This window comes from Lutibaculum baratangense AMV1 (assembly GCF_000496075.1).
Taxonomy (GTDB): Bacteria; Pseudomonadota; Alphaproteobacteria; order Rhizobiales; family Tepidamorphaceae; genus Lutibaculum; species Lutibaculum baratangense.
In genome coordinates this window covers 22,897-38,855 of sequence record NZ_AWXZ01000037.1, presented here as the reverse complement: position 1 = coordinate 38,855, position 15,959 = coordinate 22,897, and the positions used below count along the sequence as shown (strand labels likewise).

Sequence of the window (15,959 nt, the reverse complement as noted above, 5' to 3'; positions counted from 1 at the left end):
TCTCGATGTCGCTGTCGCTGTCGCGGGCTATTCGGCCGCCTGCACGATGGTCGAGCGCGGCCGCGCGCCCTTGGATAGCTCTCCGGGCGGGAAGTCGTCGACCGTGCAGACCTCGGCGATCGCGGCTTCCGCGGCCTCGACCTTGCGGGCCTCCTCCTCGGTGATGACCCGCTTCTCGAGGCCCTGCCGCCAGCTCAGGCGTTCCTTCCTGAGCTTCTGGCGGATCGGCTCGACCGCCACGACGAGCTTCAGCGTATGTTCCAGCCGGCCGACCTCGGTGTCTTCGCCGCCGACATAGAGCCCGCTGCCGAGGCGGTCACGCGTGGCGTTCGGCTCGAGGATCAGCTCGGCACAGGCTTGGGTCACCTTGTCGCGCGGTCCCTTCGACCTCACGCCGTACGGCAGGGTCACGAGCCGAAGGAGCACGGCTGCCCATCGTGCAGGTAGGTTGATGTAGATCTCGTCCAGCCGCTGCTCGATCCGCGCCGAGCCCATCTCCATGCACCACTGGACGAGCGGCAGGTCGGCCTCCTGCCGGCCCTCGTCCTCCCAGCGCTTCAGGACCCCCGAGAGAAGATACAGCTCGGAGAGCACGTCGCCGAGCCGCGCGGACAGGGCCTCCTTCCGCTTCAGCGCGCCGCCGAGCGTCAGGAGCGCCATGTCGGCGGCGAGGGCGAATGCGGCGGAGTAGCGTCCGAGCCTCGCGTAGTGGTGGGAGACCGCCCCCGCGTCGGGCCTCGGCGCGAAGCGGCCGCCGGTCAGGGCGCGGCCCCAGGCGCGGAAGAACGTCTTCGCGGAATGCCCGACATGGCCCCAGAACGCCCTGTCGAAGGCGTCGAGCGCCTCCTTGCGGTCTTCGATCTGAAGCGCGTTCATCTCCTTGATCAGCCAGGGGTGCGCCCGGATCGAGCCCTGCCCGAAGATGATCAGGTTGCGCGTCAGGATGTTCGCGCCCTCGACCGTGATGCCGACGGGGATGGCGCGGTAGAAGTTGCCGAGATAGTTCCTCGGCCCGTCGATGACCGTCTTGCCGCCATGGATATCCATCGCATCCGTCATCACGTCGCGCATGCGGTAGGTGGCGTGCGCCTTCATGATGGCGGAGATCACGGCCGGATGGTGGCCCTTGTCGAGGCCGGCGCAGGTCAGGCGGCGTGCGCCGTCGATGAGATAGGCATTTCCGGCGATCGCGCCGAGCCGATCCTGGACACCCTCGAACCTGCCGACGGGAATGCCGAACTGGCTGCGGATCCGGGCGTAGGCGCCGGTGTAGCGGGCCGAGGCCGCGGCCGCCGCGGCGGCCTGCGACGGCAGCGAGATGCCGCGGCCCGCCGCGAGCGCCGACATCAGCATCTTCCAGCCCTTCCCGACCTGCTTCTCGCCGCCGATGATGTGGTCGAGCGGGATGAAGACGTCGTGGCCCTCGGTCGGCCCGTTCTGGAAGAACTGCATCGCCGCGAGATGGCGCCGGCCCGTCTCCACCCCCGGCAGATCCGTCGGGATCAGGGCGACGGTGATGCCGCGCTCGACCTCGGGACCCAGAATGTGCTCGGGATCGTAGAGCTTGAAGGCGAGCCCGAGCACCGTCGCGATCGGCGCGAGCGTGATGTAGCGCTTCTTCCAGTTGAGGCGGAGGCCGACCACCTCCTCGCCGTCGAACACGTCGCGGCACACGACGCCCGAATCGACCATCGAGGCGGCGTCGGAGCCGGCCTCGAGGCTCGTGAGGCCGAAGCACGGCACTTCGCGGCCGTCCGCGAGGCGCGGCAGCCAGTGATCGCGCTGCTCCTTCGTGCCGAACTGCATCAGCAGTTCGCCCGGCCCGAGCGAGTTCGGCACCATCACGCTGACCGCCGCGGCGACGGAGCGGGTGGAGATCTTGCGGACGATCTCGGAATGGGCGAAGGCGGAGAAGCCCAGGCCGCCGTATTCCTTCGGGATGATCATCCCGAAAAACCTGTTCCTCTTCAGGAAGTCCCACGCCTCGCGCGGCAGGTCCCCGTCTTCCCAGGTGATCTGCCAGTCGTCGATCATGGCGCAGAACTCGTCGACTGGACCGTCGACGAAGGCCTGCTCCTCGGCGGAAAGTGCCGCCTGCGGGGTGTCGAGAAGCGTCTTCCAGTCGGGGTTGCCGGTGAAGAGCTCGGCGTCCCACCAGACGTCGCCGGCCTCGATCGCCTCGCGCTCGGTCTCCGACATGCTGGGCAGCGCCTTCTGCGCCCAGCGGAAGATCGGCTTGGTCAGGTAGTCGCGACGGATCGTACGCAGCATGGCCGGGAACCCCTCCCTGGTAGGCGAAACCACACAGCTCTCGCCCGGTTCCACGGTGCGTTCCGGTCGGGCTCCGAAGCTGCCTTGTGGAGAAGATATAGGGGTTACGCCCGCGGCAGGAAATCATCACGTAGCGTAAGACATGACGTTGACGTAAACGTCAGCCGCTGCCGGGGTGGCGACCCCTGCTTTGTCGACGAGCCCATCCCCTCGCTCCAAGCCGAGACCGTGGAGCCGCGTCGGCGGCCTGATCGAGGAGCGCCGGGCGGCTGCGCGATCCACGGGATTTTCACGACGCGCGCCTCCGCGAGCGGCTTTCGGTGCTCGAGATCGATGTCGCGAGCTTCGCCGCGGCGGCCGCCGCGTGAGCTAGCGCCGCACGAACACGCCTTTCACGGCGGAGGTGAGTGTGGTGAGAAGCCGCCCGGGGGGAGGGGTGGCCACGAGGTCTTGCACCTGACGATAGAAGATGCGGCTTTCCGCGATCATGGCGGCATGCTCGGACGCCGCCGCGTCGATCTCCTCTTGCGGCACGAGGAGGCTGCGGCTGGCCGTCCTGTTGTGGCGGCCGAGCTCGGTGCCATCGAGGCGCAGACTGTGCCCGTGTCGTGCGAGGAAGAGCGGCAGCTGCTCGACGAGCCCGACATGGATGCTCTCGCACACGTCGCGGACTTGGGCACGGGCGGGCTTCCGGCTGCCGCAGAGAATGTCGGCCTGCGCGAAGAGCTCGTAGATTCCCTCCTCGCTGCGCAGCACCTCCCGCAGGGGCGTCGTACGGAACATCTGCATCTTCGGGCCGAGCTGCTGCGGGGTCATCTCCGGCCGCCTGGCATGGCCGACCAGCGAGACGAGACGTTGGAAGGGATCGCGGATCAGGGTGAAGATCGTCGGGTCCTCGAGCCGCGCCTTCCTCACCGTGGCGAGATCCACGTGCCCTCCGACAAGGTCGTGAGCATCGAAGTGATCGGTGGCCCGCTCGAACCACTGCTTCGTCACCACGTAGAGGGGGCGGACGAACCGCGGCTCGAGCGCGTTCCTGAGCGATGTGCCGGCCGTCTTGGGGATGTGTAGGAACACCGTTTGCCTCCCGCGGAAGCGGTGGGCATGCAAGTCCTGGAGATACTGCCGAACCGGTTCCACGTGCAGGTCCTCGGCGCGCGTGCCGGTATCCCGGTCGGCGAAGAGCACGAACACCTCGTTGGCGAAGACGGCGTGGCGGTCGAGTTGGCCTTCAAGCCGGGCCACCGACACCTCGTGCATCTTCCCCTTGTTCAGGAGCAGGCCCTCGCTGGGCTGGCCGTAGCCGACGGATTTCGCGAGCACGCGTCTGAACTCCGGAGGCACGGCTATCGGGCCGATGTCGAGCTCCCGCGCGGCCGCCGCCGCGTCTTGCCACATCGGGTCGTCGAAGGGGGGCGTGGACGTCATGCGTTCAGTGCGGATCGAGGATGATGCGGGCGGCCCGCCGGCCGAAGCGTTGCAGGAGCCGCAGTGCCCGGACCCCCTGATCCATCCTGAGGGACGAAGCGGGTCTGTCGGGCATGATCCCGCTCTCGACCCTGTCTCGCATGCCGCGATAGAAGTCCCGGCTTCGTTCAATCTGTCTGGAGTGCATCGCGTAGGCCGTGGCGATCTCCTCGGACGAAACGAGCGCGCAGCGGTTGGAGGTCGCGTTGTGACGGCCGATGGCCGCCCGACCGAGCCCAAAGGCGGCGCCATGCTGATCGAGGAACAGATCCATCCTTTCCACCAGCCCGATGCGGATCGTCCGTGCGAGGTGGTCCTGCTGGTCCGCCGTGGGGTGCCACGAGCCGCAGAGCAGGCGCTCCTGCATGAAGAGCTCCTTCTGGCCCTGATGCAGTTGGAGAATCTCCGAAAGAGGGAGCTCCCTCCAGAGCCGCATGACCCAGTTCAGCGTCTTCGCTTCGATGTCCGGTCGCCTTGCGTGCGCAACCGCCGAGATCAACCGCTCGTAGGGGTCCCGGATCAGGGTGAAGGTGTGCGGGCGATAGAGCGACGTGCGCAAGGCCAGCATGTTGAAATGCCCTGCAACGAAATCGAAGGCGTCGAGACTGCCACGCGCCCGCCACAGCTCTCCATTGTCCATGAAATAGACCGGCCTCTGATAGCGGGCGTCCAGTGCGTGGCGCAGCGAGGTGCCGGCGGTCTTGGGGATGTGCAGGAAGACGGTCTGGCGTCCCCGGAAGCGCCGTTCCTCGGCATCACGCACGAAACTCCGGACGGCCTCGACATGCGGGTCGAGCGGCCCGGGATGGGCGGGACGTTGCGTGAAGAGGACGAAGACCGGGTTCGCGAACGCGACCTCGCGCGTCAGGAGCTGCCGCAGCCTCTCCAGCGGAAGGAGGTGCATCTGCCCCTTGTTCAGGAGAAGCGCCGCAGCCCTCGCCTGATACCCCACGCTGCGGGGCACTTTCGAGCGGAACTCTTGTGGGACCGCGACACGCCCCTTGCCGATGCTCCTCGCCGCCAGGAGGGCCTCGAGCCAAAGGGGATCGTCGAATTCCGGCGGGGGCGAAGCCATCGGGTGTCAGCTGTCGATATGCGGCAACGAGGACGGCGTCAGACGCGTGCGGGAGCGGCACTGGATCGGCGGAAAGCGCCGGCGCTCCTCGCAAGTGCCCGGCGGCCTTGGCATTCGAGGCCCCCGGCGGCGCGGAAGGACCGGCTCACCCACTAGCCCGGAACGTCGGGGCGGGCAAGCGCGTCTTCGTCGCGGGACGGGCTGCGGAGCCCGCGACTCCTGTTGGCGCGCTAGAGCCACTCGTCCTTCAGCCGCAGCCCCGCATAGGCCGCCTTCAGGTAGAGCGGCCTCAGCGCGGGGAACGGAAAGCGGGGAGGGGGCGCGCCACGACCGCCGGCAGGTCGCCGGCCCCGGCGGCTCCCGCGGCAAGGCGCGCGGCGGCGCGGCCGGACCAGGTTCCCATCGCGACGCCGTTGCCGTGATAGGCGAGGGCGTGGATGACGCTGTCGTCATCGGCCAGTCGCCCGACATGAGGCGTCAGGTCGTAGGCCATGCAGACGAAGCCGCGCCAGGAATGGGTGATCTCCACCTCCTTCCAGGCGGGGAACAGCATGCCGAGTCGACGCCGCATCTCCGCCCTTCTCGCTTCCATGTTCGCGGGATCGGCCGAGGTGCCGCCGCGTGCGCCGAGCAGCATCCGCCCCTCGGGCAGGAGGCGGAAATAGTGCAGCAGGTTACGCGTGTCGGACGCCATCACCGGGCTCGTCCAGCCTTGCGCAGAGAGCTCCTCCTGCGTCAGCGGGCGAGTCGTGACGACGCTCGACAGGGCCGGGAGGACCGCGCCGGCGAGGGCGGGGTGCAGGTCCTCCGCCGTGTAGCCGTTCGTGGCGACGACGACCCTCTTCGCGCGAAGGCGCCCGCCCGGCGTGTGAAGCCGATGCTCCGAACCGACCTTCTCCCATCGCTCCACGGGAGTGCGGGCATGAATGACGGCACCCGCCCGCGCGGCCGCGGCGGCCAGGCCCCGGGCATAGCGCAGCGGGTGCAGGCCGAAGCCGATCGGCGTGTGGAGCCCCGCGTGCGCCCCGTGCATCCGCAGGCCGTGCTCGGCGAGCTCCTCCTTCCGGTAGAAGCGCGCGTCGACACCGAGCACCGCCCGAAGGAGATCGCGCTGTTCGCGCAGCCCGTCGACCTGCGAGGCCCGGTGGGCGATCTCGACGTCTCCCGAGCCGCTGCGCTCGACATCGATCCCCTCCGCCTCCGTCAGCGCGGCCACGAGCTCCGTCGCCTCCCGCTGCGCGTGATAGAAGCGCACCGCCTCCTCGCGGCCGTAGCGTTTCGCCAGCGTCGCGAAGGAGAGCTTGCTCGACCCCAGGCAGCAGAAGCCGCCATTGCGGCCCGAGGCGCCCCAGCCGGGCTCTCCGCGCTCGAGCACCCGCACGTCCACGCCATGCGCGGTGGCCAGGTGGTAGGCGGCGGACAGACCGGTGTAGCCGGCTCCGATCACCGCCACCTCGCAGGTCGCCTCTCCGTCGAGAGCCGGGGTCGTGATGGCCGGCGCGGGAGCGGTGGACGCCCAGTAGCTTTCGACGGGCACGGCGGGGTCGCTTGCCGCCGGGTGGTACAGGTGGCGCATCGCCGGTCTTGATCCTGTCGCGATCTGGTGGGGCCGGCAGAGATGAGCCTTCCGCCGAGGCACCGTCAAGCGGCACAGGTCGACGGCCACGGGAGACGCGCAAGGTTCATGGAACCGACAGGTGCTCTTTGTATAGACCCGGGGCTTCCTCTATGCAGGGACGGCCGCGATCATCCCGGTCGTCGCCAGGGTGTCGGCCTCGACATCGTCCCACAGCAGCTGCGCAAGCCCGCGATCCGAAAGCCTCCCGATGCGACATGCCGTCTATTTCGCCCCCGACCCGCAGGAGCCGCTGCACGCGCTGGCCGCGAGCTGGCTCGGCCGGGACCCGGTGACCGGCGAGACGCTGGCGCCGCCGGACCTCCTTGCACGCGACGAACACGAGGCGCTCGTCGCGGCGCCCCGACGCTACGGCTTTCACGCCACGCTGAAGGCACCCTTCCGCCTGGCCGAAGGCGCCACTCCGGAGGGCCTGGACGAGGCGTTGGAGGGTCTTGCGGGGCGCGTCGGCGCCGTCCGCATCCCTGTCCTGTCGCTTCAGCGCCTGGGACCGTTCTTCGCCCTGGTACCGGCATTGCCGATCCCCGCGCTCGACGATTTCGCCGCATCCATCGTGAAGGAGCTCGACCCGTTTCGGGCCCAGCCGGCATCCGAAGAGCTGGCAAGGCGGCGCGAGGCCGGCCTCACGGAGCGGCAGGCAGAGCTGCTCGAGCGCTGGGGCTACCCATACGTGCTCGACGAGTTCCGCTTCCACATGACCCTGACCGGTCCGGTGCCCGAGGATCGCGCCCCGGTGGTGGAGAAGGCACTGACCACCCACTTCGAGAAGGCGATCGGCCGCTCCCTCACCGTCGACCGGCTGTGCCGCTTCGTGGAGCCTTTGTCCGGCGAGGACTTTCAACTGGTCCGCACGCACCCGATCCGGCGGCCGCTGGGGGCGGGCGTCGTCCGCGTGGAGCTTCATTGAGCGAGATGGGCGAGTTCACGATCCGCAATGCCCGCCTCGTCCTCGCAGACGAGGTGATCGAGGGCGACCTCCATGTCCGGGACGGGATGATCCACGCGGTCGACCATCAAGGCGCCGTGCCGGCGGGCGCGGAGGATTTCGCGGGCGACTACCTTTTGCCCGGCCTCGTCGAGCTGCACACCGACCATCTCGAGAACCATTTCGCGCCGCGGCCCGGCGTGCAGTGGAACCCGCTCGCGGCCGTCCAGGCGCATGACGCGCAGGTGGCGGGCAGCGGCATCACCACCGTCTTCGATGCGCTGCGCGCGGGGACCGACGAGGATGCCGGCAGGCTCGGCCGCGACATGCAGAGCCTCGCCGGGGCGATCGCGCGCGGCCGTTCGGAGGATCGTCTCCGTGCCGACCACTATATCCACCTGCGCTGCGAGATCTCGAGCCGCGACGTGGTGGACGAGATCGAGCCCTATCTCGGCGACCCGATCGTCCGGCTGATCTCGCTGATGGACCACACGCCCGGCCAGCGCCAGTTCGCGAGCCTCGACACGTACCGCCGGTACTATCAGGGCCGGTTCGGGATGAGCGACGAGGCAATGGCGCGCTTCATCGAGGAGAGGCTCGAGAACCACCGGCTCTATGCCGCGACGAGCCGCGCCGCCGTCGTCGAGCGCTGCCGCGGCACGGGCCTCACGCTGGCGAGCCACGACGACGCGACCAGAGAGCATGTCGCGGAGGCGGTGGAGGCCGGCGTCGTCATCTCCGAGTTCCCGACCACGCTCGAGGCGGCGGAGGCCGCCCGGGCGGCGGGCTTCAGGGTGCTGATGGGCGCGCCGAACGTCGTGCGCGGCGGCTCCCACTCCGGCAACGTCGCCGCCACGAGCCTCGCGGAGAGCGGGCTCCTCGACGTCCTGTCCTCCGACTACGTGCCGTTCAGCCTGCTGACGGCCGCCTTCCTGCTGCCGGAGCGCGTGCCGGGAATGAGCCTTCCGCGCGCCGTCGCGCTGGTGACCCGGGAGCCGGCGGACGCGGTCGGGATGTCCGACCGGGGCGAGATCGCGCATGGGCGGCGGGCGGACTTCGTCCGGGTGCGCCACGACGGGGATCTGCCGGCCGTGCGGGGCGTGTGGCGCGAGGGGAGGCGGGTCGCGTGACGGCCCGCGGCGGCGCGTTCGTCGCCGTCGTCGGCCCGTCCGGCGCCGGCAAGGACACGCTCATCGGCCTCGCGCGCCGGGAGCTTCAGAGCGACGGCCGGTTCCTGTTCGTGCGCCGCCTCGTGACGCGCAGCGCCGACCCGCGGATCGAGGACCACGACGTGCTGTCGGCCGATGCCTTCTCCCGCAGGCTCGAGGCCGGCGGGTTCTCGCTCAACTGGCAGGCGCACGGGCTCTCCTACGCGCTTCCCGCCTCGGTCGACGAGGCGGTCCGCGAGGGCAGGTTGGCGGTCGCGAACGTCTCCCGCAGCGTGCTCGGCGTGGCCGCGGAGCGGTTCGCCCGCCTGCGCGTGGTGAACGTCTCGGCCTCGCCGCAGGCGCGGCTCGCCCGGATCGTTGCGCGTGGTCGCGAGGACATGCCCGCGGCGGCGTCCCGCGTCGCGCGGGAGGTCCGGCTGCCGGCCGATCTCGACGTCGTCACGATCGACAATGACGGCCGCCCGGAAGAGGCGGCCGCCAGGCTCGTCGCCGTCCTCGCGGAGATGATCTAGCCGGTCGCCAGAGGCTTGAGACCCGCCTCGATCTCGGCCCGGCGCGGCTCCAGGAAGGGCGGCAGGGCCAGTCGCTCGCCCATCGTCTCGGCGGGCTCGTCGGCATCGAAGCCCGGCCCGTCCGTCGCGATCTCGAAGAGCACGCCGTTCGGCTCGCGGAAATAGAGGCTCCGGAAGTAGAAGCGGTCGATCTTGCCGCTCGAGGGCACGCGGGTCTCCTTCAGGCGCTCCGCCCAGCCGTCGTAGTCGGCGTCGTCGGAGCGGAAGGCGACGTGGTGGACGCCGCCGGCGCCCGGTCGCGCCGGCTCGAGGTCCGGCCGCACCGCGACGTGGAGCTCGGCCGCCGGTCCGCCCTCGCCCATCTCGAAGACCTGGACCATGTGCTCCGGCGCCTCGGGATCGGGATAGGTGCCGGCTGCGCGCATGAACATGAGCTCCTTCACGACCACGTCCGTGGGATCGAGCGCCGGCACGGTCATGGTGATCGGCCCGAGGCCCTTGATCTGGTGCTCGGCCGGCACCGGGCTCTTGTCCCACGGATGGGCCTCGTAGCGCCCGCCGTCGTCGACGAGCGACAGGCGCTGCCCCTCGAAATCCTCGAAGTCGAGCACCTGGCGGCCGTGGCGCTCGACGATGCCGCCACGCGCGACGCCGTGTTCGGCGAAGCGCTTTTCCCACCAGGCGAGGCTCTCGGGGCTGCCGACGCGGAAAGCGGTGCGCGTGACGGTCCGGCTGCCGCGCCGTTCGCGGGCGGCGAGGCCGAAATCGAAGAAGGTGATGTCGCTGCCGGGCGACCCCGCGCCGTCGCCGTAGAAGAGGTGGTAGGCGGTGACGTCATCCTGGTTGACCGTCTTCTTCACGAGCCGCATGCCGAGCGTGCGGGTGTAGAAGGCGAAGTTCGCCCCGGCATCCGCCGTGACGGCGGTCAGGTGGTGTATGCCCTTCAGCTGCATCGTCTTGCTCCTCGTGGTGCGGCGGCGGCCCGCGGACGGCGCGGAGGCCTCCTGGCCGCATGCGTTGTGCCAGATATCGGCCTCCGCCGCCCTCCTGTCGACGGCCGCCGCGGACAACAGATCGTTCGCGGCCGCGCGACGATTGCGTCGCGGCGGCGGGCTCGTGCTCGCCCGATACACGGGCGGGGTTGTCGCCACCGGGCGCCAGCGTGACCCCGCGGCGCTCACGGACACCGCGCCACGTTCTGCACCGGCGAAGAAGCCCTCTTGTGTCCGGCGGCGTTACCGATTAGGTAGGGCGCGCCCCCGACAGGCATGGTGTCGAACGACGGAGAGGTGCCGGAGTGGTCGAACGGGGCGGTCTCGAAAACCGTTGAGCGCGCAAGCGTTCCGAGGGTTCGAATCCCTCCCTCTCCGCCATTCCTTAACCGATTGGTCCTCCTGCCCGGATCGGCCTGTGCCACGCGTTTCGGTCATTCAGCGGGTCAGGACCGATCTCGGAAGAGGGCGGTTCCGCTTGCAGCGCGTCTCAGCCTTGCCCGAGGATCAGGAGCTCGAACGTCACGCAGACGGGGTTGCGACGCCTGGCGAGGCGGCCCTCGGAGATCTTCCCGTCCATGCCGACGATCGCGACGTCGAGGGCGCAGCCCTCCGGCGTGACGCGGCCATTTCGGACGAGAACCTCCGTGGCGTAGGACTCTACCGGAGGGCGGTCCTCGAACTCTGCGCCGACGAGGCTTCCGATGCCGCAGATCTCCGCCCTCGCGATGCCATGGTGCCTTAAGATCCCTTCGATCGCCGAACCGATCTCCTCGTTCGGACGGACCGTGGCCAGAAGGGCAGGGCGTCCGTCCGTCGCCTCCTCCGTCGGCTGGGGCGAGAACAGCCGGAACCGCGTCTCGGGGTCGTCGTGAACCTCCAGCATGGCGCCCGAGACGCCCCAGCCCCGCGCGTCGACGGCCTCGTGAAGCACCGATTCCGCCGGCAGGAGGTGCCCCATCCGGCGGCCCTCCGGCGTGCGCCAGATGCCGTGGCAGTGGACGAACGGTTCGCCGTCGCGCCGGCCGACGAACATGACCGCCTCCTCGACCTCGCACGGAGCGTCGAACGCGAAGGTCTCGCTGTACCAGGCGGCATGGCCGTCGCCGGGAGCCCCGGCCGGGATGACGTAGCGCAGCGGCGCCATCCGCGCAGGCCCGATCCTCACATAGCCGCCCTCGCAGCCCTCCGCCCGGAGCGCCTCGTGCGCCGCCGCGAGGACGCTCGGTCCCGCAGGGAGCCGCAGCGTCAGGGGCTTCGCCCGGCACGGCACGCTGCGCGTGCGCTCAGGGATGGCCGGGCCGGGATGAACGAGCCTCCGCATGGCGCTCAGGTCAGGCCGGCGGCGAGGAAGCCGCCGTCGACGCCGAGGATCTGGCCGTTCACGTAGCTCGCGTCCTCGGACAACAGGAACGCGACCGCGCCCGCCACCTCGCGGGTCGTGCCGTAGCGTGCCAGCGGCACGCGCTCGTCCCACTGTCGCCGCACGTCGTCGGTGTGGACGGCGCGCGCGAGGGGCGTGTCGATCGGGCCCGGCGCGACCGCGTTGACGCGGATGCCGTGGCGGCCGAGCTCGGCGGCCATGACGAGCGTCATCTGGTTCACGGCGGCCTTGGAGGCGCCATAGGCCACGCGCCCCTTGTTGCCGCGTATGCCGGAGATCGAGCTGATGTTGACGATCGCGCCCGGCCGGCCTGTCTCGAGCCAGTGTCTCGCAGCCGTCCGCGACACGACGAAGCTGCCGATCAGGTTGACGTCGAGGATGCGGCGAAAGTCGGCAACCTCCGTCTCGACGGCCGGACGATCCGTGCCGATCCCGGCGCAGTTCACGACGGCGGCGAGACTGGCGCGCCGCGTCACGTCCGCCACCGCCGCGGCGCAGGCTTCCTCGTCCGCGACGTTGCACGCCATGCCGCGACGGTCTTCGACGCCGAGCTCGCGGCAGGCGGCCCTGAGCGCATCCTGGTCGAGGTCGAGGAGGTGGACCTCCCAGCCGCGCCCGGCGAGCACCCTCGCCGTCTCCAGGCCGATGCCCGAGGCGCCGCCGGTGACGATGACGGCCTTGTCTTCCCCCGCCATGGGTCAGTCCGGCCGCTTCTCTTCGCCGTCCGGCATCTCGCCGCGCCGCTGAAGCTCCTCGCGAACGAGCTTCTTGGTGATCTTGCCGTAGCCCGACTTCGGGATCTCCTCCCAGAAGATGAACCGCTTGGGCAGCTTGTAGCGCGCCGTCTTGTCCTCGAGCCACGCCTCGAGGTCGATCGAGGTGGCGTCCGCGCCGGGACGGGCGACGCAGACGGCATAGCCGACCTCGCCCCAGACGGGGTCGGGCACGCCGAGCACGGCCGTCTCGCTGATGTCGGGGTGAAGCAGGATCTTCTCCTCGATCTCGCGGGGATAGATGTTCGAGCCGCCCGAGATGTACATGTCGGACGAGCGGCCGGTGATGTAGACGAAGCCGTTCTCGTCCATGTGCCCGAGATCCCCGGTGCGGAACCAGCCGTCGCGGAAAGCCTTGGCGTTGGCCTCGGGGTTCTCGTAGTAGCCCGCGAAGACCGCAGGACCGATCACGCAGATCTCGCCGGTCGCACCGGGCGGCACCTCGTTGCCCTCGTCGTTTTGGATCTCGACCTGCATGCCGGTGCGCGCGAAGCCGCAGGTGCCGAGGCGCGCGCCGGGGCCGTCCTCCATGTCGTGCAGGGCAGGGGGCAGCACGGTGATGTTGCCCGTCACCTCGCCGAGCCCGAAATACTGCACGAGCACGGGCCCGAGCTTCCGGAGCGCCTTGATCTGGTCTGCCCGGTACATCGGGGCGCCGGCATAGATCACGTATCGCAGCGAGGAATGGTCGTACCGGTCGACGGATGGATCCTCGACGAGCATCTTCAGGATCGTCGGGACGGTGAAGGCGTTCGTCACGCGCCACGTCTCGACGAGCGACCAGACCGAAGGCACGTCGAGCTTCTCGGTCGCCGGCAGGATCGTCTTCACCCCGTGCGCGACCTGCGCCACCTGGTGTATGCCGGCGCCGTGCGACAGCGGCGCGACCACGATCGAGGCGTCGTCCGGCCCGGTGGCCGGCATCAGGTCGCAGAGATGGTTCGTCACGACGAAGGCCATCTGGCCGTGCGTCAGGACCGCGGCCTTGGGCCGGCCGGTCGTGCCCGACGTGAAGAAGAACCAGCACGGGTCGTCGCGCTCGACGCCCGCCTCCTTCGTCTTCCGCCCGATATGGCGCTCCACGACCGCCTCGTAGTCCTCGCCGAAGCCGCTCTCGCCGATCGAGATCGCGAAGTCGATGTCGGGTGCCGCCTCGCGGCAGGCGGCGGCATGGCCCGCGAACCGGGCGCCGCAGATCATGCCCCGCGCGCCGCTCGCCTTGGCGAGCCACGCGACCTCGTCCGGCGACTGGCGATAGTTGGCCGGCACCCAGACGGCGCCGGCGCGGAAGGCGGCCCACATCGATTCGAACATCTGGTTGCAGTTCGCCGACTGGACGAGGATCCGGTCACCCTTCTTCACGCCGAACTCGGAGACGAGCGCCGACGCCATGGCGTCGACCCGCGCCTCCATCTCGGCCCAGCTCCAGGTCCGCTCGCCCCAGACGAAGCCGATGCCGTCCGGGTGCCGGCGGGCGGTCTGCGTCAGGAAGTGGGCGAGGTTCATCACCCTCGTGGTGCAGGGGGAGAGGCCTCCCCGCGGCGCGCCGGCCGTCACTTCACGCGCTCCATCAGCGACACGTAGTTCGCGACCGCCGCGCCCCCCATGTTGAAGACGCCGGCGAGCTCGGCCCCGGGGATCTGCATGTCGCCGGCCTCGCCCGCGAGTTGCATCGCGGCCAGCACATGCATCGAGACGCCGGTCGCGCCGATCGGGTGGCCCTTCGCCTTCAGGCCGCCGGAGGGGTTAACCGGCAGCCTGCCGTCCTTCCTCGTCGCGCCGTCCCGGACGAGCTTGTGGCCCTCCCCGGGCTTCGCGAGGCCCATCGCCTCGTATTCGAGAAGCTCCGCGATCGTGAAACAGTCATGCGTCTCGACGAAGGAGAGGTCGTCGAGGGCGAGGCCCGCTTCCTCCAGAGCGCCGGCCCAAGCGCGGCGGGCGCCGTCGAAGGCGAGCACGTCGCGACGGCTGAGCGCCATGATGTCGTTGACGTGCTTGCGGGCGCGGAAGCCGATCGCGCGCTTCAGCGTCCGGGCGGTCTCCTCGTCCGCGAGCACGAGCGCGGCAGCACCATCGGAGATCAGCGAGCAGTCCGTGCGCCGCAGGGGCGCCGCGACGTAAGGGTTCTTGTCCGACACCGTGTTGCAGAACTCGAAGCCGAAGTCCTTGCGCATGTGCGCGTAAGGGTTCGACATGCCGTTCTCGTGGTTCTTCGCCGCGATCATGGCGAGCTCCTCCGAGCGGTCGCCGTAGCGCTGGAAGTAGCTCTGCGCGATGCGGCCGAAGAGGCCGGCGAAGCCGCCATCGATGTCCGCCTCCTCCTTGCGGTAGCTCGCGCCCAGGAGGATGTCGCCGACCTCCGAGGTTGGCGTCGCCGTCATCTTCTCCGCACCGACGACGAGCGCGATCCGGCCCCGGCCGGCTTCGATGAAGTCCATGGCGCAGTTGATCGCGGCCGAGCCGGTGGCGCAGGCGTTCTCCATCCGCACCGCGGGGACGTTCGCCAGGTCCTCGTTCCGCATGGCGACGAGGGCGCCCTGGAAATCCTGCTTGGAAAAGCCGTTGTTCATGACGCCGACGAAGATGCCGTCGACGTCATTCGCCTCGATCTCCGCGTGGGCGAGGGCTGGGCCGGTGACCGACGCCATCAACTCCTCGGTGTCCGCGGCTTCCGACTTGCCGAAGGGCGAATGCGCCCAGCCGACGATCTGTGCCTTCGTCATCGCGTGGATCTCCTCGCGGGTCTTCGCGCAGGGCTGCCTTCGGCCTGCGCGGCAATGGAACCGAACATCCGGTCGAGCTTCTTTTCGATGCGGGACGCTTCGTCCCGCAGGAGGGCGGCGATCTCCTCCCGCCGCGGCGGCTGCATCCGGCTGTCGATCGCCGCGATGCTGAGAGCGCCGGCGGGGCGTCCGTCGGGAAAGCGGACGGCCACGCCCATTCCCCAGGAATTCGCGACGATGAGCCCCGGGTTCAAGGAGAAGCCGCGCGTGCGCGTCTCGCGAACGTCCTGTCTCAACCGGTCGGGCATGCACATCGGATAGCGATCCCGCAGGATCGGCTCGTTCGCCGCCAGGATCGACTCCACTTCCTGGTCGCGCAGCGCCGACAGGAGCGCAAGCGAGCCTGCGCCGCAGCCCAGCGGATGCTCCATGCCGGCCTGCAGCACGTGGGTGCGGATCGGAAAGCTGCCTTCCTCGCGGTGCAGGCACACCGAATGCGTGTCGCGGCGGATCGACAGGAAGCTCGTGTCCTGCGTCTGCTTCGAGAGGCGGATGAGGCTGTCGCGCGAGATCTCGAGGAGCCCGAAGCGCCTGGAGGCGAGACTCCCGAGCACGTACGCGCCTTCGCCGAGATAGTAGCGCCGGCTGTCCCCGTCCTGCTCCACGAGGCCCCCGCGGATGAGCGCCAGCAGGAGCCGCCGTGTCGTAGGCTTGTTGAGCCCCGCCTCCTCGACGAGGCCCGACAGCGTGACGCCCCTGTCGCCATGCCGGCCCACCATGGTGAGCAGGCCGAGCGCACGATCGACGCTCTGGGAGCCGTTGAGGGCGACGGGCGCTGTCACGAGCGGGTCCGGGTCCATACTGTAGACCCGAAAATGCTATCAACCGCCCTGCCGCAAGTAAAGGATCGCGGGATCCGCGTTTGCAATGCTCGCACCATCTCTTATTGTGCCGCAGGACGACCACGTCGCAATAGATCCATAATATGGACCGCCTGCCGGCCTTCGCTTAGTCGAGCTTGGCCGCCGGCCC

Annotated in this window: 13 protein-coding genes and 1 tRNA gene; 4 read left to right on the top strand and 10 right to left on the bottom strand. The window is 69.7% G+C overall.

What is annotated here, in order from left to right; genetic code table 11:
* Positions 1-27: 27 nt before the first annotated feature.
* From N177_RS13520 to N177_RS13505, 4 genes are all read right to left on the bottom strand, one after another.
* Entirely contained in the window at positions 28-2,271 is a 2,244-nt protein-coding gene (locus tag N177_RS13520; RefSeq protein ID WP_023432921.1) for an acyl-CoA dehydrogenase, read from the bottom strand.
* 369 nt (positions 2,272-2,640) lie between these two features.
* A complete protein-coding gene (locus tag N177_RS13515; protein ID WP_023432920.1) occupies positions 2,641-3,699 on the bottom strand; it encodes a sulfotransferase family 2 domain-containing protein in 1,059 nt (352 codons plus the stop codon).
* A 4-nt stretch (positions 3,700-3,703) separates the two neighbouring features.
* The gene (locus N177_RS13510; RefSeq protein WP_023432919.1) at positions 3,704-4,813 is read right to left on the bottom strand and encodes a sulfotransferase family protein; all 1,110 of its coding nucleotides are present in this window, start codon (positions 4,811-4,813) and stop codon (positions 3,704-3,706) included.
* 289 nt (positions 4,814-5,102) lie between these two features.
* A complete protein-coding gene (locus N177_RS13505; RefSeq protein ID WP_023432918.1) occupies positions 5,103-6,389 on the bottom strand; it encodes an NAD(P)/FAD-dependent oxidoreductase in 1,287 nt (428 codons plus the stop codon).
* A gap of 250 nt (positions 6,390-6,639) precedes the next feature.
* Between N177_RS13505 and N177_RS13500 the strand changes: the two genes are divergently transcribed.
* Genes N177_RS13500 through phnN form a run of 3 tightly spaced genes read left to right on the top strand, consistent with a single transcriptional unit; the run spans position 6,640 to position 9,055 of the window.
* Entirely contained in the window at positions 6,640-7,356 is a 717-nt protein-coding gene (locus tag N177_RS13500; protein WP_023432917.1) for a DUF1045 domain-containing protein, read from the top strand.
* Positions 7,357-7,361: 5 nt separating this feature from the next.
* Positions 7,362-8,504 (top strand): alpha-D-ribose 1-methylphosphonate 5-triphosphate diphosphatase, encoded by a 1,143-nt coding sequence (locus tag N177_RS13495; RefSeq protein WP_040485814.1) that lies wholly within the window; start codon positions 7,362-7,364, stop codon positions 8,502-8,504.
* Positions 8,501-9,055 (top strand): phosphonate metabolism protein/1,5-bisphosphokinase (PRPP-forming) PhnN, encoded by a 555-nt coding sequence (phnN, locus tag N177_RS13490; protein WP_023432915.1) that lies wholly within the window; start codon positions 8,501-8,503, stop codon positions 9,053-9,055. Before N177_RS13495 ends, phnN begins: the two co-directional genes overlap by 4 nt.
* Here the strand turns inward: phnN and N177_RS13485 are convergent.
* Positions 9,052-10,008 (bottom strand): ring-cleaving dioxygenase, encoded by a 957-nt coding sequence (locus N177_RS13485; RefSeq protein ID WP_040485826.1) that lies wholly within the window; start codon positions 10,006-10,008, stop codon positions 9,052-9,054. The two genes, phnN and N177_RS13485, sit on opposite strands and share 4 nt — an antisense overlap.
* 330 nt (positions 10,009-10,338) lie before the next feature.
* On the opposite strand from N177_RS13485, the gene N177_RS13480 reads away from it, so the two are divergent.
* Positions 10,339-10,428, top strand: a tRNA-Ser gene (locus N177_RS13480).
* A gap of 109 nt (positions 10,429-10,537) precedes the next feature.
* Here the strand turns inward: N177_RS13480 and N177_RS13475 are convergent.
* Genes N177_RS13475 through N177_RS13455 form a run of 5 tightly spaced genes read right to left on the bottom strand, consistent with a single transcriptional unit; the run spans position 10,538 to position 15,706 of the window.
* Positions 10,538-11,371 carry a PPC domain-containing DNA-binding protein gene (locus N177_RS13475; protein ID WP_023432913.1) on the bottom strand — a complete coding sequence of 278 codons (834 nt, stop codon included), beginning with the start codon at positions 11,369-11,371 and terminating at the stop codon, positions 10,538-10,540.
* Between the two features lie 5 nt (positions 11,372-11,376).
* Positions 11,377-12,126, bottom strand: a complete 750-nt coding sequence (locus N177_RS13470; RefSeq protein ID WP_023432912.1) for an SDR family NAD(P)-dependent oxidoreductase — start codon at positions 12,124-12,126, stop codon at positions 11,377-11,379.
* Positions 12,127-12,129: 3 nt separating this feature from the next.
* A complete protein-coding gene (locus tag N177_RS13465) occupies positions 12,130-13,761 on the bottom strand; it encodes an acyl-CoA synthetase (RefSeq protein ID WP_040485812.1) in 1,632 nt (543 codons plus the stop codon).
* On the bottom strand, positions 13,758-14,927 hold the full coding sequence (locus N177_RS13460; protein WP_023432910.1) for an acetyl-CoA acetyltransferase: 1,170 nt from the start codon (positions 14,925-14,927) through the stop codon (positions 13,758-13,760). Before N177_RS13460 ends, N177_RS13465 begins: the two co-directional genes overlap by 4 nt.
* Positions 14,924-15,706: an IclR family transcriptional regulator gene (locus N177_RS13455; protein ID WP_244444286.1), complete on the bottom strand. Its 783-nt coding sequence runs from the start codon at positions 15,704-15,706 to the stop codon at positions 14,924-14,926. The genes N177_RS13460 and N177_RS13455 overlap by 4 nt, the downstream gene beginning before the upstream one ends.
* Positions 15,707-15,959: the final 253 nt, after the last annotated feature.

Bases quoted from the DNA above. Each gene is read 5' to 3' on its own strand.
- N177_RS13520 (WP_023432921.1), bottom strand. From the start codon at position 2,271: ATGCTGCGTACGATCCGTCGCGACTACCTGACCAAGCCGATCTTCCGC.
- N177_RS13515 (WP_023432920.1), bottom strand. From the start codon at position 3,699: ATGACGTCCACGCCCCCCTTCGACGACCCGATGTGGCAAGACGCGGCG.
- N177_RS13510 (WP_023432919.1), bottom strand. From the start codon at position 4,813: ATGGCTTCGCCCCCGCCGGAATTCGACGATCCCCTTTGGCTCGAGGCC.
- N177_RS13505 (WP_023432918.1), bottom strand. From the start codon at position 6,389: ATGCGCCACCTGTACCACCCGGCGGCAAGCGACCCCGCCGTGCCCGTC.
- N177_RS13500 (WP_023432917.1), top strand. From the start codon at position 6,640: ATGCGACATGCCGTCTATTTCGCCCCCGACCCGCAGGAGCCGCTGCAC.
- N177_RS13495 (WP_040485814.1), top strand. From the start codon at position 7,362: ATGGGCGAGTTCACGATCCGCAATGCCCGCCTCGTCCTCGCAGACGAG.
- N177_RS13485 (WP_040485826.1), bottom strand. From the start codon at position 10,008: ATGCAGCTGAAGGGCATACACCACCTGACCGCCGTCACGGCGGATGCC.
- N177_RS13475 (WP_023432913.1), bottom strand. From the start codon at position 11,371: ATGCGGAGGCTCGTTCATCCCGGCCCGGCCATCCCTGAGCGCACGCGC.
- N177_RS13470 (WP_023432912.1), bottom strand. From the start codon at position 12,126: ATGGCGGGGGAAGACAAGGCCGTCATCGTCACCGGCGGCGCCTCGGGC.
- N177_RS13460 (WP_023432910.1), bottom strand. From the start codon at position 14,927: ATGACGAAGGCACAGATCGTCGGCTGGGCGCATTCGCCCTTCGGCAAG.
- N177_RS13455 (WP_244444286.1), bottom strand. From the start codon at position 15,706: ATGGTGGGCCGGCATGGCGACAGGGGCGTCACGCTGTCGGGCCTCGTC.